Origin of the sequence: Vibrio sp. OPT24, assembly GCF_015163545.1 — a bacterium.
Classification (GTDB): Bacteria; Pseudomonadota; Gammaproteobacteria; order Enterobacterales; family Vibrionaceae; genus Vibrio; species Vibrio cyclitrophicus.
On the sequence record NZ_JADDYI010000048.1, the window covers coordinates 269,187 to 289,905 of the forward strand.

Below are 20,719 nucleotides of genomic sequence, written 5' to 3' on the forward strand. Positions count from 1 at the left end.
GGATGAGCCTCACTAAAAAACTAAATGTTATATTCTTTTGTTGCAGTAAGAGTAACAGCATTCCTACGCGTGGAAACATGATCTCAACACGGATTTAATATGATTTTTTTAATTGATAAACAAAAGTTGTAAAGAAAAGTGAAAGGATAGTTAGCGCTAGAAAAGAAAACGCCCCAATCGAAATTGAGGCGTTTAAAATAGAGGTTGAGCATCGTCTGCAGTATTAGTATTTTACGTTTGAATGATACTGGCTAAGTACTGCAACAATCTCGTCCATTTTCTCTTTACTTGGCGGATTTGTACCTTCAAGAGGGTAGTCAAAGCCAAGCGCTTCCCATTTATGAGCACCAAGCTTGTGGTACGGAAGAAGCTCGACTTTCTCGATGTTATCCATGTCTTTAATGAATTCACCTAGAAGATGAGCATCTTCTGGTGTGTCGGTGTAGCCCGGAACAATCACATAACGAATCCAAGTTTTCTTGCCAATCTTGTGTAGGTAGCGTGCAAAATCCAGTGTACGTCTATTGGATACACCAATGAAATCGTGGTGAATCTCATCTCGCATGTGCTTTAGATCTAACATTACGAGATCAGAAGCTTCTAGAACTTCGTCAACCACTTCTGTGTGCTTACGAATGTAGCCGTTAGTGTCGAGACAAGTATGAATGCCTTCAGCTTGAGCTGCACGGAAAAAATCACGAACAAACTCTGGTTGTAGCATGGCTTCACCGCCAGAACATGTGATACCACCACCGGAAGCTTTCATAAAGTGACGGTATGATTTTGCTTCGTTGATGATCTCTTCAACTGTTACTTCTTTTCCATCATGAAGATCCCATGTATCGCGGTTATGGCAGTACATACAACGCATTAAGCAGCCTTGAAGAAACACAATAAAGCGGATACCAGGGCCATCGACAGTACCACAAGATTCGAATGAGTGAATGCGACCAGTTGTAGACATGAGCTATTCTCGTAGAGGAATTTATACCGTTTATTTTATTACAAAAACGGTACATAAAATAGGGTCAAATGGTAACGAGGCCCTTAAAAATAAAGGCAATCACCGGTCAAGGTGATTGCCTTTAATAAACTTGGAAAGTAAAGGATGAAAGCCCTTACTAGTGGCTAGAAAAAAGCAAACATGGTGATACCACCAGTGGTGTACACTGACTCTTTTGCTTCTTTGTAATCTGGTGTTTTTGCTGTTAGTGCGAAAGATGCACCAACGTATTGATTATACCAAGCAACACCCAATACAGCCGTTGCTTGAATGTTCTCTAAAGTAACATCGTAAATAGCTGGGTCTTGGTTATTTTTATTAGCGTACTCGTCAACACCTGAACGATCACCTTCGATAGTCAGGTCATTGAATCGGTAACGACCCTCAAGGCCTGCGTAAGTAAACCAACCATTGTTTGATGCACCAATCATACCCGGTCGGAATGGGTTTTCAGTAGTGATATTGGCCGCGCCAAAGTTGCCGCCTAAATCGGTACCCCAACGGAACATAAAGCCTGTTTGGATATCACTTCTAAAGTTACCTACATTGATTTCTGAGATGTTTGATATTTCAAAGTCTGTGTTCGCAATAGATTGGTTACGCATAAGATTGAAATGGCTTAAGTAACCGACGCTGCCAGCGTACTCGTCATCTATTTGATATTCCCAGCCCATAGGCTCGTCCGATTTCGTGATCGAGTGAACCAGTTTTTGAGCGTCTTCGGAAAGTGCACGCTCACCCGTTGTACCAAAGGTGATGTTAAAGCGTTGGGCTTGCTGTGGATGCAGGCTGATGTAATTGAACTCGGTATGCAGGTAACCTGCATATGGACGATCATTGGCTGAAGGTGTTTCTAGTTCAATATCCGAAGGCGTATACATTTTGTGGCCAATGGTGATTTCCCACTTATCTAAAGAACTTGCGCCCCAATAGGAAAGACTTAGTGGTTTGGCCCAATTGTAAGGAGTAATACTTGATGATGTGTAAGCCAGAAATAAACCGTTGGTATAGTCTTGGTCGACGCCAAAGATGCCATCGTTGTCTAACGCAAAAGTTAACGTAGAACGTTCAGATGCCAATGATGAAAAAGAGAGAAGGATCAGTGGTAAACAACGAAGGTATTTCATGTAGCAGTTACTCTAAAATTATGAACCGAGATAGTATCGTAGTTTGCATGAATTTGTGGAAAAAAAGTGAATGGAAGGGGGCTTTTTTGCTCAATCTAACACTTTGAGAGGTTGGTTAAATCAGTACGATTTATGTCAGATATAAAAAAGCCCCGCACATTGGCGAGGCTAATTAATATTACTGAATGGTCAGTTTAAGCGTTTAAGCTTATAGAGACTCAGTAAATGTACGTGCGATTACGTCAGCTTGCTGCTCTGAAGTCAGAGAGTTGAAGCGTACAGCGTAACCAGAAACACGAATCGTTAGCTGAGGGTACTTCTCAGGGTGCTTAACTGCGTCTTCAAGAGTTTCGCGGTTAAGAACGTTAACGTTAAGGTGTTGACCACCTTCAATGCCAGCTTCGTGGTGGAAGTAACCATCCATTAGGCCTGCAAGGTTAGCACGTTGGCTGTCTTGTTCTTTACCTAGTGCGTTTGGCACGATAGAGAACGTGTAAGAGATACCATCTTGTGCGTCAGCAAACGGTAGTTTACCTACAGACGTTAGTGAAGCTACAGCGCCTTTCTCATCACGACCGTGCATTGGGTTAGCACCAGGAGCGAAAGGAGCACCAGCACGACGACCGTCTGGAGTGTTACCTGTTTTCTTACCGTATACCACGTTAGATGTGATAGTAAGAACTGACTGTGTAGGGATAGAGTTACGGTAAGTCTTAAGCTTACGGATCTTGTTCATGAACGTAGAAACTAGTTCACAAGCAATGTCATCTACACGAGAGTCGTTGTTACCGTATTTAGGGTAATCACCTTCGATTTCGAAGTCAGTTGCAATGCCATCTTCGTCGCGGATTGGTTTAACAGTCGCGAATTTGATTGCAGACAGTGAGTCAGCTGCAACAGATAGACCAGCAATACCACAAGCCATAGTACGACGAACGTCACGGTCATGAAGAGCCATTAGAGACGCTTCGTAGCTGTACTTATCGTGCATGTAGTGGATGCTGTTTAGTGCAGTCACGTATTGCTTCGCTAACCAGTCCATGAAGTGATCTAGACGGTCCATTACTTTATCGTAATCAAGAACAGCGTCAGTCATTGGAGCTTCTTTAGGACCAACTTGCATCTTAAGTTTTTCGTCCATACCGCCGTTGATTGCGTAAAGCATTGTTTTCGCAAGGTTAGCACGAGCACCGAAGAACTGCATTTGCTTACCAACGATCATTGGAGATACACAACAAGCGATAGCGTAATCATCAGAATCAAGGTCAGGACGCATTAGGTCATCATTTTCGTACTGGATAGAAGAAGTATCGATAGATACCTTCGCACAGAAACGTTTGAAGCCGTCAGGTAGTTGCTCAGACCAAAGAACAGTGATGTTTGGCTCTGGAGAAGGACCCATTGTGTATAGAGAGTTTAGGAAACGGAAGTTCGAACGCGTTACTAGCGTACGACCGTCGATACCCATACCACCCATAGACTCTGTTGCCCAGATTGGGTCGCCAGAGAATAGCTCATCGTACTCAGGAGTACGTAGGAAACGAACCATACGTAGCTTCATTACGAAGTGGTCGATCATTTCTTGAGCTTGGTCTTCTGTAATCTTACCAGCAGCGATATCGCGCTCGATGTAGATGTCTAGGAAAGTCGAAGTACGACCGAGAGACATTGCAGCACCGTTTTGAGATTTAACAGCAGCTAGGTAGCCGAAGTAAGTCCACTGGATAGCTTCTTGAGCAGTTTGAGCTGGCTCAGAGATATCGAAACCGTACTTCTCAGCCATTTGCTTGATTTGACCTAGAGCACGATGTTGCTCAGAGATCTCTTCACGCAATTGCATTGTTGCAGTAAGATCTTCGCCGTTCTCGAAACGCTCTTGTAGAGAAGCGAATTGAGCAGCTTTGTCTTTCATTAGGAAATCAATACCGTAAAGTGCAACACGACGGTAGTCACCAATGATACGACCACGGCCGTAAGCATCAGGAAGACCAGTCAGAACACCAGACTTACGACATTTTAGGATATCAGGAGTGTAGATATCGAAAACGCCAGCATTGTGTGTTTTGCGGTATTCTGAGTAGATTTTTGAAACCATTGGGTCAAGAGTTTCACCGTATGCTTTACAAGAACCTTCAACCATACGTACACCACCGTTAGGGATGATTGCACGTTTTAGTGGCTTCTCTGTTTGTAGACCAACGATAGTCTCAAGATCTTTCTCAATGTAACCTGCATCGTGAGCAGTAATGGTAGAGATAACAGAAGTATCGAAATCTACAGGTGCTTTAGTTGCGTTTTCCTGTTTGATACCTTCCATTACCGAAGACCAAAGCTTGTTAGTCGCTTCAGTACCCTCAGAAACTAGGAAAGACTCGTCGCCTTCATACGGCGTGTAGTTCTTTTGAATGAAATCACGAACGTTTACTTCGCTTTGCCACTCACCTGCAGCAAAATCTTCCCAAGCTTTAGCAAATTGCTCTGCCATGACATACCTACCTTTTTAGTAGAAAAAATACGTACATTAACACTGTTGAGCCAGCGCCCCTCGTAAGGGTAGTACACTCTTATTAATAACAATATATATGAGCATATAAGCGTCATATGGTTATATATATTGTCACTACCTTTTATATGTTGTCTTTACTCTATGCATTTAAGACTACGCTAAAAAATTCCTGCAAACCTTAAACTAAATCAATAAATACCAAAAAAAGTTGAAAAAATTTGAGTGACAAGGGTTGCCACCCAAACTTTTTTTTAATCCGAATACTACTTATGTGTAGTAAGGACTATTATAGCCAAGCTTTCAGGCCATATTGACTTTCTAGCATACCAACCGCAAGCATTGCTACCAGACAGATAACCAAAACGCCGACAGGGATAACAATCTTGTCTACAAATGATAGACGCTTCGCACGTTCTTTATCACCAATTAGACCGTTGTTATCAAGAAGCATCGTTAATGCCCATGCTAATACTGGGTTAACAACCGCTGAACCGAAGATACAGATACCCGCTGCTTGAGAATCTTTTGAATCCTTGACCATTTGCATACCCGCTTCAAGTAGAGGTAGTGATACACCTACAAGTAGTGCTACACGCATTACTGGTGGCCATACTGCAACGTCCATTGGGAAACCAAGGATTGCAACAATAATACACAGAGAACCAAGCAAGATAGCGCCGCCAGGGATTGGACGTTTCGCGATTGCTGCTGGGATCATGTAAGTACCCCAAGAAGATGTGATGTTACCACCACCTACTGCAGTACCGACCATTTGACGAACAGAACACATCGTCATTGTGTCATCTACGTCCATCAGAACTTTTTCAGAACGTTTAGGGTAGTTCAGCTCTTGGAAGATACGGTGACCTAGGAAGTCTGGTGACCACATTGCTACTGCAAGAATAGCGAACGGTAGCGAAGCGATGAAGTGCTCAACATTTGGCAAGCCAAGCATCCAACCTTCAGAAGTCGAACCCCACCAGTAAACTGGGTTTAGGTTTGGAATGCCCATTTCAGTTTCGAACACGATATCGAAACCAGCGCCTAATGCTAATGCAATAGCAAGGCCTGTAAACGCACAAACTGGAATAGCTAACCAACGCTTGTTCACTTTTGCTAAGAAAGCGTAGATAGCAATAGTAATAGCAAGAACGATAAGACCCACGTAACCCATGCTACCCGCTTCAACAGTAGAAGATTGAAGACCAACCGCCCATGCTTGAATTGAGTTGATTTGGCTCATGGTACCGGTTAAGCCTAAGAATATGAGCAAGCCACCTGCTGTACCTTCAGAAGTTAGGTTAACAAGTTTAGATCCGCCTTTTAGGAAACTTAGGATGAGACCGAACACACCGATCAGGATGGCCAATGCAAGAGGGTGAGCACCAGCGAGAGCGATGGTACCGATAAGAGGGATCATTGGGCCGTGGTTGCCGGCAAGGTTTGCTTTAGGGTTAAAGAAACCAGAAGCAAGGATACAAAACAGTAGTGCAGGAATAAGCATTTCTACACGAGCGACTTCAATTGCGAAGTCTTTACCTAGGTTTACGTGATCCCAAGCTTGAGTTAGGCCATCAGCCCACGACATCATTACTGCAGAGTACATCGCAATGATACCAATAGTACCAGCAAGTGCAGGAACAAGATCTTCAAGTTCAAAGCGGAAGTCACGACCTGGAAGGTTTAAACCGAAGCGGCGAGGCTTCATGATTTGAAGTTCGTGATCTAGATAATCTGAGCGGCTCTCAAATTCAGAAGCAGGACGGTGTAGCTCTTTATAGCTTTTCTCTTCTACTTCAGAGTTCGCATTATTGACAACGTCTGACATAGATTCCTCATATTTTTATGTTAGTAATTCTAAAATTGAATTCTATAAGTTCGCGTAATTGCGTTATTTCTTAGTTATAACTCATTAACATTATGTTGCACGGTTTTGCTGTGCTTTATGCAGTTAAGTTAAAAGAAATGTTTGGCATTTTTAATGCCTTATTTTGTGTTGAGGAGTCTAACAAGCTTACCCTTTAGGGTGATTGATCTTGATCACTTTATGAGTGTATGTGAAAGAAAGCTACAAAACGCAGCGATTCATTAACGTACCATTGATAAAAAGTGTAATTTGTTTTCACAAACTGACGTTAACCTCTATTACTCGAGCCTTGGTGGTTAAAGCATATGCTGCAAACCTAAATCTTATTGAGTTATTTCACTATTATTGGATTACCTTCGATCGCTAGAGAAATACTTACAATGTAATAACCTTAAAATTACTGTGCCTTATAGTGTGTTGTGTATGGCTCTATGAGCGTTATATTTTTTGTCAGCGACATTTTCTAGCACACAAAATTTGTTTTGCTAGTAAGACATCGAGCTACGTAAATCTCATTTTGATTAACTTTATGTAAACAATGTAAGAGTGGTAATTACGACTTATTGATAGAACTCATTCATTAAATTGAGGGGAAAACGCTACCTTTTGCATAATAAGTCAGAGTGAATCGCTATTTATTCCAAATTCTTAGGTTAATAATTTGTTGCATGTTAATCCGTGTGGTGCTAGTTTGTATCGCATGAAAAGGTCGGAGTACCTTGCATTTTCACAAACTTGGGAGAGAAAGCGCATGAAAGATGTACCAGCGCTGGACATAAAGGATTTACACAAGACGTTTGGTCAAAATGAAGTTTTAAAGGGAATTTCACTTTCTGCGCATAAAGGCGATGTAGTATCGATTATCGGATCTTCAGGGTCGGGTAAAAGTACTTTCCTTAGATGTATCAATCTTTTAGAGACACCTACTGCTGGCGAGATTTGGGTTAACGGCGAATTAATTCAGATGAAAAACAACCGCCAAGGTGTTTCTGTGCCTGCTAACGAAAAACAAGTACAGCGAATCCGTTCTCGCCTAGCCATGGTTTTTCAGGGTTTTAACCTATGGTCTCACCTGACTGTCCTCGAAAATGTTATTGAAGCACCTGTTCATGTCTTAGGTGTACCTAAAGCTCAAGCGATTGAAAATGCAGAGCTACTGCTTAAAAAAGTAGGTTTGTATGAGCGCAAAGATTACTACCCAGGCCATTTGTCTGGCGGGCAACAACAACGTGCTGCGATTGCAAGAGCATTAGCCGTTGATCCTGAAGTGATGTTATTCGATGAGCCAACATCGGCGCTTGACCCAGAGTTAGTAGGTGAAGTTCTTGGCGTAATGCGTGACTTAGCAGAAGAAGGAAGAACCATGCTTGTGGTAACACATGAAATGGCTTTTGCTCGTGATGTATCAAACCATGTGATGTTTCTCCATCAAGGTTTAGTGGAGGAACAGGGCGATCCAGCTAAACTGTTTACGGAACCTGAATCTGAACGATTACAACAATTTATCTCTTCGATTTACTAATCAGAATTGAAATGCCGTCGCCAAGGTAAACAGCGGCGGTGTGAACAATGAAACACAACAAGTACAGTAATAACAAACACAATATTAAAAACTAGCAAAACATAAAAACCTAAATCACAGGAGTAGGGATATGAAAAAGTGGTTATTAGTCGCGGCACTTGCTGCAACTGCTGCAACGGGCGTAGCTCAAGCAAAAGAATGGAAAACAGTACGCTTCGGTATTGAAGGTGCTTATCCTCCATTTAGCTGGACAGAAGCTGATGGTTCACTGAAAGGCTTCGATGTTGATATGGCTAACGCGCTTTGTACTGAAATGCAGGTGCAGTGTAAGATCGTTGCACAAGATTGGGATGGTATTATTCCTTCTCTACTTGCTCGTAAATATGATGCGATCATCGCGGCAATGTCTATCACGGAAGAGCGTAAGAAAAAAATCGATTTCACTGGTAAATACGCACTTATCCCAAATAAGTTCATCGCTAAGAAAGGCGCAGGCCTTAACTTTGACGATCTAAGTGGTCAAAAAATTGCGGTTCAACGTGCAACAACCCACGATAAATACCTGACAGATAACTACGGTGACACAGTAGAAATCGTTCGTTACGGTTCATTCGATGAAGCTTACCTTGATCTAGCAAACGGCCGTGTTGCTGCTGTACTAGGTGATGCATCTGCTCTAGAAGAAGGTGTCCTAAACAAAGCTGGTGGTGAAGACTACGAGTTTGTAGGCCCATCACTAACGGATCCTAAGTGGTTCGGTGAAGGTTTTGGTATTGCTCTACGTAAGCAAGACAAAGATCTGACTAAGCAATTAGATGCGGCAATCCTTTCACTTCGTGAAAAAGGCATCTACCAAGATATCGCTGCTAAATACTTCAACTACGACGTATACGGTCAGTAATCTCTAGCGCCAATTCTTAAGGGAGAGGCTCTCCTCTCCCTGTCTTACCAACTTTTCGCAGTTCTGTTGGAATTCATTATGTTTGATTTACAAGGATATGAAGCTTCGATCCTGAAAGGGGCGGTGCTTACAATCGAAGTTGCCTTGCTGTCGCTAATTTTAGCTATGGTTCTTGGTATGCTAGGTGCCTTAGCAAAACTCGCGCCTTATCGTTGGGCTCGCGCTATCGCAACCCTCTATACAACCGTCATTCGAGGCATTCCCGATCTAGTCTTGATGATGCTGATTTTCTTTGGTGGACAAATCCTTCTAAACAACAGTTTGTATTCCATCAATGAATGGCTCAATGAGTGGTTCACATCAAGTGATCCTAACCACGAATGGACCGCTTACTTACCTGATTATATCGATGTCAGCCCATTCATTGCTGGTGTCTTAACCATTGGCTTTATCTTTGGCGCTTACATGGCTGAAACTTTCCGTGGAGCAATCATGGCGGTTGATAGCGGTGAAATGGAAGCAGCAAAAGCTTATGGCATGGGCCCTGTCTTAGCATTCCGCCGTATCCTATTACCGCAAATGATTCGTCACGCATTGCCAGGTTTCGGTAACAACTGGTTGGTTCTACTCAAGACTACCGCGTTGGTTTCCATTATCGGTTTAGAAGATATGGTGCGTGTTAGCGCATTGGCGGCGGGTTCAACCAAAATGCCATTTACCTTCTATATGACAGTGGCACTTATCTTCCTATTCTTCACCAGTGTTTCGACGGGCTTACTTAAGTTGGTTGAACGTAAATTCAGCATCCACGCGAGGTAGTTATGGACTTTTCATTGATAATTGAAAGCCTGCCGATTTACCTTAGTGGTTTATGGACAACGGCTTGGATGGTTTGCGTAGCTTTGATCATTGGCTTATGTGTAGCCATACCATTAGCTATCGCTCGTAACAGCCCAAATATGCTGATTAACGCTCCTGCTTGGTCGTTCATCTATTTCTTCCGTGGTACGCCATTATTGGTGCAGTTGTACCTGATTTACTACGGAATGGATCAGTTCTTCCCTGTAAAAGATACACTATGGGAAAATGCATGGTTTTGTGCTTTGGTGGCATTCATCCTTAACACATCGGCATACACAGCTGAAATCATTCGCGGTGCGATTAACGGCTTACCAAAAGGTGAAGTTGAAGCAGCAAAAGCGTATGGCATGAGCACACCTAAGACATACCGACGTATCATTCTGCCAAGTGCACTACGTCGTGCATTACCGGCTTACAGTAACGAAGTTATCTTTATGCTTCACGGCTCAGCCGTTGCAGGTATTGTGACGATTATGGATCTAACGGGTGCAGCTCGTTTGGTTAACTCTCGCTACTATGCTCCGTTTGAATCTTTCCTAACAGCAGGTCTGTTTTACATGGGGTTGACGTTTATCATCATTGCGATTTTCAAATTCGCAGAGAAACGTTTCTTAGCTTACTTAAGACCACTTAGCTAATTACACATCATAATTAACAAAACGGCGCTTCTATAGCGCCGTTTTTTATGAGCAGATTCTGTTGCTGTTGATTACTTAAACGTCGACCAAATTGGCGCGTGGTCAGACGGCTTTTCGATGCCACGCAGTTCGTAATCGATGCCTGCTTCAGTACACTTATCAGCAAGCTTCTGAGTCGCAAGTACTACATCAATTCGTAGGCCGCGGTTGTCCACGAAACCTTTTGAGCGGTAGTCAAACCACGAGTATTGGTCGTTTACTTCAGGGTGCAGTAAGCGGAAGCTATCCACAAAACCCCAATCCATCAGTGTTTTCAACCATTCTCGCTCTTCTGGTTGGAAAGAGCACTTACCTGTTTTCAACCAACGTTTCGCATTAGGTTCACCGATGCCGATGTCTGCGTCGATAGGGCTGATATTAATGTCGCCCATCACAATGACTTGTTCGTCTTTGTTGTGGTAGTCATTTAGGTAAGTCATCAAGTCTTTGTAGAACTGGCGTTTGTACGGGTATTTGGTCTCGTGCTTGATGTTGTCCCCTTGAGGGAAGTAACCATTTAGCACGGTCACCTTCTCACCATTTTCATCTTCAAACGTCGCCATGATCATACGCTTTTGATGGTCTTCATTGTCAGTAGGAAACCCTTTCTGCACAGAGATAGGCTCTTGCTTACACAACACTGCCACACCGTAGTGGGCTTTTTGACCGTGGAAGTAAACCTTGTAGCCCATTGCTTCAACATCAGCAATTGGGAAGGCTTCATCGTGTACTTTTATCTCTTGCAGGCCAATCACGTCGGGTTGGTGTTTGTCGATAATAGCTTGCAGTTGGTGAAGGCGGGCTCTAAGGCCGTTGATGTTGAAGCTAATTACTTTCATTTGTTTTTATACCTCTCGTAAACCTTTGTCACTGCTTGTCTTTAAAGGTTTTTTGATTTGGTGGATTTCATGGTTCATCGTATTTAACCATGCTTAATAATTTATGTCGCCACTTTGTAGAGACAAAGTGGCGACATAAAATGATGTGAATACTTACAGTTACGTAGAATCTATTGAGTCTTTAGTAAATCAAAAAAGAAAGCGTATTCAAGTGCGTATTCTTTCAATCGCTTAAATCGACCAGAAGCGCCACCGTGACCGGCTTCCATATCGGTTTTGAATAGCAACACGTTGTTGTCTGTTTTCATCTCACGCAACTTCGCGACCCATTTCATTGGCTCAAAGTACTGTACTTGTGAGTCATGGAGGCCTGTCGTTACCAACATGTTCGGGTAGCTTTGCACTTTTATATTGTCGTATGGTGAGTAACCCAACATGTAGTCATAGTAGGTTTTATCGTTTGGGTTGCCCCATTCATCATACTCGTTGGTGGTTAGAGGAATCGATTCATCAAGCATGGTTGTCACAATGTCTACAAACGGAACATGTGCACCAATACCACGGTACAGTTCTGGTGCTTGGTTGATGATTGCTCCCATCAATAGACCGCCAGCAGAACCACCAACAGCGAACACTTTATCTTTTGCGCCGTAGCCTTCTTCAACAAGCCCTTTGGTTACATCAATAAAGTCGTTGAACGTGTTTTGTTTGGTCAGTTTTTTGCCATCTTCATACCAAGGGCGACCAAGCATTTCTGAGCCGCGGATATGTGCGATTGCATAAACAAAACCTCTATCCAGTAGGCTTAGGCGAGTTGAACTGAAGGTCGGTTCCATAGTAGATCCGTAAGATCCGTAACCATATTGGTAGATTGGATTAGTGCCGTCTTTCTTGAACAAGTCTTTGCGATAAACCAAAGAGACAGGTACTTGCTTACCATCGCGAGCCGTAACCATTATTCGCTCTGATTGATAGTTATCTGCTTCGAAATCACCTAATACTGGTGTTTGCTTCTTGATTTCAGACTCACCCGTACTTAGGTCGAAATCATAATAAGTACCTGGTGTGGTTAAGCTGCTGTAATAGATACGAACTTTTGAGTTATCTAATTCATAGTTACTCGTTAGGTAAGCGGCAAATGCGGTGTCGTTGAATTCAAGTGGGAACTCGTTGCCTGTTGAGAGTTGGCGAACTTTCACTGTCGATAAGCCACCCGCACGTTGCTCGTAAACAAGATGGTCATCAAACAACTCGAAATCAACAAGCTGAGTATTATCGTCTGCTGGGATGACATCGACCCATTTTGAGCGGTCATGCACGTCTTTGGTTGTGACTTTCATCAAACGGAAGTTGACAGCTTGGTAGTTGGTGTAGATGTAATACCAATCACCTAGCTTAGCGATGCTGTACTCAATGCCGATCTCTTTTGGGTAGAAAGCCTCAGCTGTAGCCTTTGGGTTGTTGGCATCTATGACTGAAACACCGCTAGTTTCTGTGCTCGAGTGCCAAATGTAGACCTGTTCACCATCTTTGCTTTTACTCAAAGAGGTGTAGTAAGCGCTATTGGTTTCTTCGTAGATTAACTCATCGCTTGCCTGATCTGTGCCTAAAACGTGGCGGTAAACTTGATAACCTAGCAATGTTTGTGGATCTTTCTTGATGTAGTAAAAGGCTTGGTTGTCGTTTTGCCACGCGATAGCACTTGAAGCACCTTTAATTTCGTCTTTTAGGTACTCACTGGTTGTGAGGTCTTTGATCTTGATGGTGTAAATGCGGCGACTCAGTGTATCTTCGCCGTAGGCCAACAAATTTTCGTTTGGACTAACCGTTAAACCGCCAATACTGAAGAATTCATGCTCTTTTGCCAGTTTGTTAACGTCTAAGATGATTTGCTTGTCTGTGCCTACAAAGTCTTTTGCACGTAAGTGAACTGGGTATTCGTTGTCACCTGTGACTTCATTCGAGTAGTAGTAGCTGCCTTTTCGAACCGGTACCGAATTGTCGTCTTTCGCGATTCGGCCTTTGATCTCTTCGAATAATTGTTCTTGTAATATTTCCGTGTGTTTCAACACGGTCTTTGCGTACTGATTCTCTTGCTCTAGGTGCTGTAAGATCTCTGGATCTTGGCGTTCGTCATCACGCATCCAGTAGTAATCATCGATTCGGGTGTCACCATGAATCGTCATTGCATGAGGGACTTTTTTAGCAACGGGTGCTTGAGTTTGCTGAACGATGAGTTGTGATTGAGCGTAATGGTTCATGGTTGGTATTCCTTGATTGCTGCATCCGGCGACAAGTGCGACCGATACGGCTAATGTGGTTAAAGCGAAACGCATCTGTATATCCTTAGTGTGCACCTTACTCGTTTTAATGCCAGCATCCTTTAGTGGTTAGTTTTCTTCCAGTGATGTTAGTTATAATTGGATTCTGGATAGGTACCTTCAGCGTAAGTGTCTGTTATTGCTTTCAAAAAATCAAAGTAATGTTAAATGAAATTGCTGATAATTGAGAGTGGAAGGAATAGATGTGAAACAAAAAAGGACACACTTTTCAGTATATCCCTCTTCGTTGTTTGGGCAGGGTTCGAGTTTTACTTTAGATAGCCAATGGCATTTCGTTTGAATGGTCAGGTTTACGGTTAACCCAATGTAAACCAAGCATGGCGATGAATGACATTGCAATCATCAAGCAACCGAGTGGCAGTTGGTCTTGAGTAGGGAAGAACGATGCCAATAGTGTTGCGATGCCAGCGCCTAGGTTTTGCATACCACCGAGGATCGCGCCCCCTGTACCTGCGTGGAATGGGAATGGCGAAAGCGCTCCCGTTGTTGCAGCTGGAAATAAGATACCAGCGCCTAAGAAGTAAATCGTTGCACCGCCAATCAAAGTTAATGCTGTTGTTTGACCGAATAGACCCGGTATCAACACCACTGTTGAGCCTACCAAGATAGCAACTAGACCAACATTCAGTACGCGGCGCTCAGTACGACGTTGTGCGATGTAACTAGATAGGCCTGCACCGACTAAGTAACCCGGAATGGGTAAGACAAACAACAAGCTTACTGTAGTTGCAGGTAATCCAAGTACGCCGCCAAGCAGCACGCCTGCCGCTGCTTCAAATACGGCTACGCCCGCGAATGTTGCGACTAGCACCAGTAAGAAACCTTGGAAACGTTTGTCAGACAGAACGAATTTGTAGCTGTTGGCAACCGATTCATGCTTGCGTCGTTCTCTTGGCAGTGTTTCCATCATGCTCGTCATCATGGTGATCACAACAGCGATGCCAAACAGCGCAAGGAACAAGTAGCTAGAACGCCAGCCGAAAACTTCTGTTAGGTAACCACCCAATACAGGAGCCATCAATGGTGAGAAAATCACACACATGCTAATTAAGCTGTTTGCACGGTGTAGTTCTGCGCCTTCAAAACAGTCGCGAGTCAATGTTCGAGACATCGCACCGCCACAACCGATGCCCAAACCTTGGATAAAGCTACCCGCTAAGAACCATTCATATTCGTGAGCGAATAATGCCACCAAAGTACCGATGATATAGATGATCAAACCAGCAACGATGATTGGCTTACGGCCTAAGCGATCAGAAAGAGGGCCGTAGACAAATTGTGACAGACCATAAGGGATGAGGTAACACGCCATCACGGCTTGGAGTGAAGACGCAGAAACTAAGAACTCACCCGACATCTGACCGATAGAAGGCACGTACATCGTTTGAGTCATTTGACCTACGGCAGTCAGGATTGCGATTAAAAAGGTAAGTTTCGCTAATGGAAACGAGGCAGACATTTGCGTATCTCTCTAAAAATTAAAGACGTAAAAAGCCTTAGCGCTCCTTTGAGGAGAGCCAAATGAATAAAGTGTTTAGGGAATCTAGTCGCGAGATGTTAGAGGTTGAGTGCCGAGTTAGCAATCAAAAAGTGTGAAGTTGATCAAGATAAAAATCTATAGTTTGGATTATAAAAACTAATCCGAAATTGTTGCGATTTCAAGATGAAAATGCGGCGTTGGATTCCTTGAAATGTTTATGCTCTGGCTATGTTCAAGGTGTTAGATCAATAGCCACATAACCTATGAATATCTGAGTACATTATTTTGAGATCGCAGAAACAAAAGATCAAAAATGCGGCCTATTAACATTTATGTAAACTTTCGTTTTATATGTGTGCAATTTGTGCTGTAATCATCTGCTAAGCTATTCGTCAAACTTATTTACATTGTGCTCGTTAATTAATCTCAATGTGATAGTGACGGTTATGGAAGTCTTTTGGCTTAAATAAGGATATTAAATGAGCTCTCTATCGGTACAGTGGAAAATTACTCTGTTTGCAGGCTGCTGCTTAATCATTACTTCACTGTCTCTTATTGGTTTCTCGATCTATAACGCAACGAGTAATCAACAAGTCATCAAATCTCAAAGTTCAGAGTCGGTTATTAACAAAACCGAGCAGCTTTTGGCGTCGGTTTCTCAACTCAATGCTCAAGAAACACAACGTTATGTCGACGAAGCTATCTATCGCGCTGAGATGTTAGCTGCCAGTGCTCAGTTTTTAAAGAACAATGCTGACGAAAACTTTACGCCAAGTGAAGAATTACGTACGGCATTAGATGAAATGGTGCGTCGTTCAGTTCTTAATTTTGACTCAATTCAAGGTGCATATTTAGTTTTCCAACCTGATTTACTTGATGGTGAAGATGCTAATTATGTCGATGCTGATTATGTTGGATCTAACGAAAAAGGTCGTTTTGCACCGTACTGGAAGGTAGCTGACAATGGTGAGAATGTTCTTTCGAACGTAATTTCAGAATCTATATTGAGTGATGGTAGCAATAGTGAACGCTTTTATTGCCCATTGTCATCGGGTCAAACATGTATCAGCACCCCAAGAGTGGTAAACAGTGGCGGTACAACGTTACTTACTTCTTCAATCTCAGTGCCTATTTTGGTTGATGAGGTTGCTATTGGCTTCTTAGGAATCGATTTAAGGCTTGATGGTTTGGTTAATGTGGTGACTCAATCTGATCAAAGCTTGTTTGAAGGTGCAGGCGCGGTTTACGTTGTGAGTCTAGATGGTTCCGTTATCGCTTCTGATGATCAAAGCATTGCTGTTGGTTCCAACTTCCAAAGTGAAAACACAAATGGAGACTTGATGACCGACTTTATATTCGGTGGTGAAGTGACGACTCAGTGGAGTGAGAATGGTGAGTGGTTACTCGCATTCGCGCCTGTTTTCGCAGCCAACCAAACTTGGGGTGTGTTGTTTGAAATCCCGCGTGAGAGTGTGGTCGCTGATGCGAGCAAATTGGATTCAATCATTAGTACTAAAGTAAGCGAAGGTATCCAAACGGAAGTCATTGCTGGCGTCATCTTTATTCTTTTTGGTTTAGCTATTATCGCATTTGCTTCATTGTCTATTGTTAAGCCTATCCGACAGGTAGTCGACAGGCTCAATGATATTGCTTCTGGTGAAGGTGATTTGACTCAGCGTTTAGAAGTGAAATCTCAAGACGAAATTGGTCAGTTATCGCAAGGGTTTAACCTGTTCTTAGACAAGCTTCAGCACACGATTAAAGAAGTGATTCAAACTACTGAGCAAGTCGCGAGTACGACAAGTCAAGCTAAGGCATCAGCATCGAGTACACGTGAAAGCAGTGAATCTCAATTTAAAGAAGTCGATCTAGTGGCAACAGCCGCAGAAGAGATGACTCAGACCGCTGGCTTAGTGGTACAAAATGCAGAAGTTGCAGTTGATGCTGCTTGTGAAGCGAATCGTTCTGCTCGACAAGGGCAACAAGTCATCGAACTCTCAGCTGGAGAAATGAGAAAGCTGGTGGAGCGTATGTCGAGTGCTGTTCCTATTGTTGAAGAGTTAGCTAAAAATAATGGTAACATCACCGAAATCTTAAGTGTTATTGAAGGGATCTCTGAGCAAACCAATTTACTAGCATTGAATGCGGCGATTGAAGCGGCGAGGGCGGGTGAGCAAGGACGAGGTTTTGCTGTTGTAGCTGATGAGGTAAGAAACTTAGCAAGTCGTACACAATCATCGGTTGGGGAAATTAGAACGGTGATCGACAAGGTTCATGCTGGAACTCAAGATGTTGTCGAAGCGATACAAGAAGGTAATATCTTAGCCAACGATACTGCGTTACATGTTCAAAATGCAGTTGAAGATCTTGGTTCGATTTTCACTTCAATTGAAGAGATCAGCGATATGAATAGCCAGATCGTGAGAGCAGCAGAAGAACAGCAATCTGTTTCAGGTGAAGTGAATCAAAGTGTGGTTAACATACGTGACTTAAGCGCGAAGATCTTGGATCAAGCCGCAGCTTCTGAGCAAGTGGGTAGTGAAATCGAGCAACTATCTCAACAGCAACAGAAATTGGTGAATCAGTTCAAGGTCTAGTAGTTCAAGGCCTAGATGGTCACGGTTTAGCTATTTTAGTTTAGTTAACGGTTGAATCGAAAAAGGGACAAATGAAGATTTCATTTGTCCCTTTTTGTTTTTCTAAGGTTATTAGGTTCTAGGGGGCGATGATATTCATCGAAACCGATTAACCAAGTTAGTCTTCGATAAACCAGTAACCTTTGTTTACCAATTCAGTCACGACAGTAACACCTGAAGGAGTAAGGTTGGTTGCTGAGTTAATCACCGAGTCATCACACAGTACGTTTAGTAGCGATGAATCAGCCTGTTTAACTTTAACGACTTCCCCATTGATGTAAGCCGTGTTGCTTTCATTCTCATGGTAGAGCGCCTTTAAGCCCGATACTCGACAGATCTCCCCTTCTGACTCTAAGTGTTGAGCGATCTCTTCTTCTGTCCATAAAGGCTCAGGAGCGACGATATCAAGCTGGTGGCGTGATTGGCTTAGCAAACATCCCATGAATTCGCTGATGGTTTCAGGTTGCTCTAGTGCAGATTTCAACATGTCAGTTAGATTGTTTAAATCCGATGAACGAACCTTGCCGTAATCATCTTGCGTTTTGAATTCTGGATCGTGAAGATGAACGTCACCCATATCATGAGCAAGTACAAAATCGGCGAAGTTGCTGATCAGCTCTTGTTCTTTAGGGGAGCGATAGCCAATAGAGTAGCTCATCGACGGCTCTAACGTGTTGCCTTCATGTGGGAAGCCCGGTGGGATATAGAGGATATCGCCTGGCTCTAAGGTTTCATCAATGATTGGCTCAAAGCCTTCTATTTGACGAAGTGCAGAAGCTTGGACGGTTTCTTTGTATTGGCCAACATCTTTCTCGCCAACCTTCCACTGACGTTTACCTTGGCCTTGAATGATGAATACGTCGTATTGATCAATATGTGGGCCTACGCCGCCTTCTGGTGCTGAGTAGCAGATCATTAGATCGTCGAATAACCAGTTTGGTAAGGCTTGGAACGCTTCAGTCAGCTGATTTGCACCTTGGTGCCAGTGGTTCGCTGCTTGAACGATCAATTGCCAATGTGTTTCAGTCAGCTCGGCAAATTTCTCTTCTGAGAATGGACCATGTTCTGCAGTCCATTGGTTGTCGAGGTTAGAGACAAAGCGAGAATCAACTTCTTCTTCCATCGATAAACCAGCAAGTTCTTCCGGCGAAATTGGGTCGACGAAGTTTTGGAAGCCACCTTTTAAGATGGTTGGTTTTTTATGCCAGTAGTTTTCAAGAAATTCGGGCATAGAAAAGCTAAGTTGGTACATGTGAATCCTGTATGTTTTTATGCTAGATGCTAGATGCTAGATGCTAGATGCTAGATGCTAGATGCTAGATGCTAGATGCTAGATGCTAGTTTGGCTTGTAAATCTTGTTGGACAATATTAATTGCTTCTAACGCCACTTTTGGGTCGATTTCGTTGCTTTCGAGCAGATAGATCAGGTCGACAGCTAACTTAACTTCTTCTGGCGCATTATCCAGTGGTGATGATGTGTTATCAGTGTTCATTTCGCTTAGGGTTCTCTAAGTTAATCAGTCTCTCAATATTTTTCATTGAGTCTTCACAGCGTTCTAATCGTTCTTTTGCTAATTGCCAAGCCTCGTCCGCTTTTTTCTTACTATGGCGAGGCGCAGAATCAAACGCTAATTTTCGTACTCGTACTAAATCGACCAGTCGCTTTTGCCAATCTTGATGCTGAGCGAGTTCATTATATAAGTCGTTAAGGTTTTTTCCTGACTTACTTTTTCGATCTAACCTTAAATCATGGTTGGCAAGCTCTCTTTGGATTGCCGCTATCTGATTGGTTAACTTTTCTGTGAGGTAATTCGCTCTTGATGCTGTGAGCTGGTTTGTCGCTTGTTCGCGCAATACGGTGTGATAAGTGGTTTGAGCTTCGAGCGCATAAGGAAGTAAAATAAATGCCCTAGACTTGAATAAAGTCCGGTCGAATAAGGCTTGGTGATAAGCACCTCGACTTTTGTCCACCTGAGAGCAATGACCTATTAAGGTATCGATGACGTTCTTAAGCTTTGAAAACTGGCTCATATTACTCCCATTAATTTATGCTATAAGCTAACAAACCAAGCCTCGTAAGCCAGTTTGATCGCAAGGACGCTGACAACCGTGACAAATACAGGTCGTATAAATGTAGCGCCAAACCGAATGGCAGAGTGAGCACCAACAAAGGCACCTGCCATTAAGCAAATCCCCATAGTTAAACCTAATACCCAGTCAATATGACCAAGAATGGCAAATGTCACTAATGAGGTGAAGTTACTAGTGAAATTCATCGCTTTGGATAAACCAGAAGCCAGTAAGATGTTGAGGCGGTACAATGCCATTGAGCTTACTGTCCAAAAGGCTCCCGTTCCTGGGCCTGCGACACCATCATAAAACCCCAGAATAAATCCTTGAAATTTTTGCTTTCTCTTAAGTACCGGGCACGGTTTAGGAGATACATCATGGCTCACGTCTGGAGTCTTGTGGAAAATGGTATAGACCGCCGCCGCTAAAATAATGAGCGGCAAAACTTTCTCCAGCCATTCAGTACTGATTGCATCAACAGTTAACGTGCCAATGGTCGCACCTATCAGCGTTGCTATGAATGCGTTGATCCAGCATTCGGGTTTAAATAACTTCTTACGATAATACGTAAAAGCCGCTGTCGATGAGGCAAACGTTGCGGCTAGCTTATTGGTACCAAGCGCAATATGTGGTGGCAGGCCTAGTGATAGTAAAGCGGGGACGGTTAACATCCCACCGCCACCTGCGACTGCATCAATAAAGCCGGCGGCGAAGGCAACCAAAGCAAGTACAACCAACATGGTTGGTTCAATCATTTCCATAAATAGCTATTGTTCTCGTTATGTGCTGATAGGGCAGCAGCATGAGTAACCGTTGAGTTAGACATGCATAGTTGTTAATACGAAGGTCAGCAATGATAGAGTTAGAGCCATCAACACGATGGCGAA

At 43.1% G+C, this 20,719-nt stretch carries 16 protein-coding genes; 5 read left to right on the forward strand and 11 right to left on the reverse strand.

Annotation, left to right across the window (positions count from 1 at the left end; genetic code table 11):
* Window positions 1–223 precede the first annotated feature (223 nt).
* From pflA to IQO02_RS11040, 4 genes are all read right to left on the reverse strand, one after another.
* Window positions 224–964, reverse strand: coding sequence for a pyruvate formate lyase 1-activating protein (gene pflA / locus IQO02_RS11025; RefSeq protein WP_010437353.1), 741 nt, complete (start codon window positions 962–964; stop codon window positions 224–226).
* A gap of 164 nt (window positions 965–1,128) precedes the next feature.
* Window positions 1,129–2,130: a lipid A deacylase LpxR family protein gene (locus IQO02_RS11030; RefSeq protein WP_010437355.1), complete on the reverse strand. Its 1,002-nt coding sequence runs from the start codon at window positions 2,128–2,130 to the stop codon at window positions 1,129–1,131.
* Window positions 2,131–2,338: 208 nt separating this feature from the next.
* The gene (gene pflB, locus IQO02_RS11035) at window positions 2,339–4,615 is read right to left on the reverse strand and encodes a formate C-acetyltransferase (RefSeq protein ID WP_010437357.1); all 2,277 of its coding nucleotides are present in this window, start codon (window positions 4,613–4,615) and stop codon (window positions 2,339–2,341) included.
* Between the two features lie 307 nt (window positions 4,616–4,922).
* Window positions 4,923–6,464 carry a DUF3360 family protein gene (locus tag IQO02_RS11040; RefSeq protein WP_016767646.1) on the reverse strand — a complete coding sequence of 514 codons (1,542 nt, stop codon included), beginning with the start codon at window positions 6,462–6,464 and terminating at the stop codon, window positions 4,923–4,925.
* Between the two features lie 790 nt (window positions 6,465–7,254).
* On the opposite strand from IQO02_RS11040, the gene IQO02_RS11045 reads away from it, so the two are divergent.
* The 4 genes from IQO02_RS11045 (at window position 7,255) to IQO02_RS11060 (ending at window position 10,425) form a co-directional block, all read left to right on the forward strand.
* Entirely contained in the window at window positions 7,255–8,025 is a 771-nt protein-coding gene (locus IQO02_RS11045) for an ABC transporter ATP-binding protein (protein WP_004736532.1), read from the forward strand.
* 130 nt (window positions 8,026–8,155) lie between these two features.
* The gene (locus IQO02_RS11050) at window positions 8,156–8,926 is read left to right on the forward strand and encodes an ABC transporter substrate-binding protein (RefSeq protein WP_010437364.1); all 771 of its coding nucleotides are present in this window, start codon (window positions 8,156–8,158) and stop codon (window positions 8,924–8,926) included.
* A gap of 78 nt (window positions 8,927–9,004) precedes the next feature.
* Window positions 9,005–9,745: an ABC transporter permease gene (locus tag IQO02_RS11055; RefSeq protein ID WP_004736534.1), complete on the forward strand. Its 741-nt coding sequence runs from the start codon at window positions 9,005–9,007 to the stop codon at window positions 9,743–9,745.
* 2 nt (window positions 9,746–9,747) lie between these two features.
* Window positions 9,748–10,425 carry an ABC transporter permease gene (locus tag IQO02_RS11060; RefSeq protein ID WP_004736535.1) on the forward strand — a complete coding sequence of 226 codons (678 nt, stop codon included), beginning with the start codon at window positions 9,748–9,750 and terminating at the stop codon, window positions 10,423–10,425.
* 71 nt (window positions 10,426–10,496) lie between these two features.
* Here the strand turns inward: IQO02_RS11060 and xthA are convergent, their stop codons facing one another.
* The 3 genes from xthA to emrD all read right to left on the reverse strand — a co-directional run bounded on the left by xthA (window position 10,497) and on the right by emrD (window position 15,104).
* A complete protein-coding gene (gene xthA, locus IQO02_RS11065) occupies window positions 10,497–11,303 on the reverse strand; it encodes an exodeoxyribonuclease III (protein ID WP_016800732.1) in 807 nt (268 codons plus the stop codon).
* 170 nt (window positions 11,304–11,473) lie between these two features.
* Window positions 11,474–13,639 (reverse strand): S9 family peptidase, encoded by a 2,166-nt coding sequence (locus IQO02_RS11070; RefSeq protein WP_081275285.1) that lies wholly within the window; start codon window positions 13,637–13,639, stop codon window positions 11,474–11,476.
* A gap of 259 nt (window positions 13,640–13,898) precedes the next feature.
* The gene (emrD, locus tag IQO02_RS11075) at window positions 13,899–15,104 is read right to left on the reverse strand and encodes a multidrug efflux MFS transporter EmrD (RefSeq protein WP_016787163.1); all 1,206 of its coding nucleotides are present in this window, start codon (window positions 15,102–15,104) and stop codon (window positions 13,899–13,901) included.
* A 500-nt stretch (window positions 15,105–15,604) separates the two neighbouring features.
* Between emrD and IQO02_RS11080 the strand changes: the two genes are divergently transcribed.
* Entirely contained in the window at window positions 15,605–17,722 is a 2,118-nt protein-coding gene (locus IQO02_RS11080) for a methyl-accepting chemotaxis protein (protein ID WP_010437392.1), read from the forward strand.
* 157 nt (window positions 17,723–17,879) lie between these two features.
* Here IQO02_RS11080 and IQO02_RS11085 read toward each other — a convergent pair whose 3' ends face one another.
* From IQO02_RS11085 to IQO02_RS11100, 4 genes are all read right to left on the reverse strand, one after another.
* Window positions 17,880–19,013 carry a cupin domain-containing protein gene (locus tag IQO02_RS11085; RefSeq protein ID WP_010437394.1) on the reverse strand — a complete coding sequence of 378 codons (1,134 nt, stop codon included), beginning with the start codon at window positions 19,011–19,013 and terminating at the stop codon, window positions 17,880–17,882.
* Between the two features lie 71 nt (window positions 19,014–19,084).
* The gene (rsmS, locus tag IQO02_RS11090; protein WP_016768427.1) at window positions 19,085–19,255 is read right to left on the reverse strand and encodes a pleiotropic regulatory protein RsmS; all 171 of its coding nucleotides are present in this window, start codon (window positions 19,253–19,255) and stop codon (window positions 19,085–19,087) included.
* Window positions 19,245–19,793 (reverse strand): primosomal replication protein, encoded by a 549-nt coding sequence (locus IQO02_RS11095; protein WP_010437396.1) that lies wholly within the window; start codon window positions 19,791–19,793, stop codon window positions 19,245–19,247. Before IQO02_RS11095 ends, rsmS begins: the two co-directional genes overlap by 11 nt.
* Window positions 19,794–19,813: 20 nt before the next feature.
* Window positions 19,814–20,593 carry a sulfite exporter TauE/SafE family protein gene (locus tag IQO02_RS11100; RefSeq protein ID WP_010437397.1) on the reverse strand — a complete coding sequence of 260 codons (780 nt, stop codon included), beginning with the start codon at window positions 20,591–20,593 and terminating at the stop codon, window positions 19,814–19,816.
* Between the last annotated feature and the right edge of the window lie 126 nt (window positions 20,594–20,719).

What these genes read in the sequence shown, in the direction of transcription:
- IQO02_RS11070 (WP_081275285.1), bottom strand. Translation starts at nt 13,639, where the DNA reads ATGCGTTTCGCTTTAACCACATTAGCCGTATCGGTCGCACTTGTCGCC.
- IQO02_RS11055 (WP_004736534.1), top strand. Translation starts at nt 9,005, where the DNA reads ATGTTTGATTTACAAGGATATGAAGCTTCGATCCTGAAAGGGGCGGTG.
- IQO02_RS11100 (WP_010437397.1), bottom strand. Translation starts at nt 20,593, where the DNA reads ATGGAAATGATTGAACCAACCATGTTGGTTGTACTTGCTTTGGTTGCC.
- xthA (WP_016800732.1), bottom strand. Translation starts at nt 11,303, where the DNA reads ATGAAAGTAATTAGCTTCAACATCAACGGCCTTAGAGCCCGCCTTCAC.
- pflB (WP_010437357.1), bottom strand. Translation starts at nt 4,615, where the DNA reads ATGGCAGAGCAATTTGCTAAAGCTTGGGAAGATTTTGCTGCAGGTGAG.
- pflA (WP_010437353.1), bottom strand. Translation starts at nt 964, where the DNA reads ATGTCTACAACTGGTCGCATTCACTCATTCGAATCTTGTGGTACTGTC.
- IQO02_RS11040 (WP_016767646.1), bottom strand. Translation starts at nt 6,464, where the DNA reads ATGTCAGACGTTGTCAATAATGCGAACTCTGAAGTAGAAGAGAAAAGC.
- IQO02_RS11030 (WP_010437355.1), bottom strand. Translation starts at nt 2,130, where the DNA reads ATGAAATACCTTCGTTGTTTACCACTGATCCTTCTCTCTTTTTCATCA.
- IQO02_RS11080 (WP_010437392.1), top strand. Translation starts at nt 15,605, where the DNA reads ATGAGCTCTCTATCGGTACAGTGGAAAATTACTCTGTTTGCAGGCTGC.
- emrD (WP_016787163.1), bottom strand. Translation starts at nt 15,104, where the DNA reads ATGTCTGCCTCGTTTCCATTAGCGAAACTTACCTTTTTAATCGCAATC.
- IQO02_RS11050 (WP_010437364.1), top strand. Translation starts at nt 8,156, where the DNA reads ATGAAAAAGTGGTTATTAGTCGCGGCACTTGCTGCAACTGCTGCAACG.
- IQO02_RS11060 (WP_004736535.1), top strand. Translation starts at nt 9,748, where the DNA reads ATGGACTTTTCATTGATAATTGAAAGCCTGCCGATTTACCTTAGTGGT.
- IQO02_RS11045 (WP_004736532.1), top strand. Translation starts at nt 7,255, where the DNA reads ATGAAAGATGTACCAGCGCTGGACATAAAGGATTTACACAAGACGTTT.
- rsmS (WP_016768427.1), bottom strand. Translation starts at nt 19,255, where the DNA reads ATGAACACTGATAACACATCATCACCACTGGATAATGCGCCAGAAGAA.
- IQO02_RS11085 (WP_010437394.1), bottom strand. Translation starts at nt 19,013, where the DNA reads ATGTACCAACTTAGCTTTTCTATGCCCGAATTTCTTGAAAACTACTGG.
- IQO02_RS11095 (WP_010437396.1), bottom strand. Translation starts at nt 19,793, where the DNA reads ATGAGCCAGTTTTCAAAGCTTAAGAACGTCATCGATACCTTAATAGGT.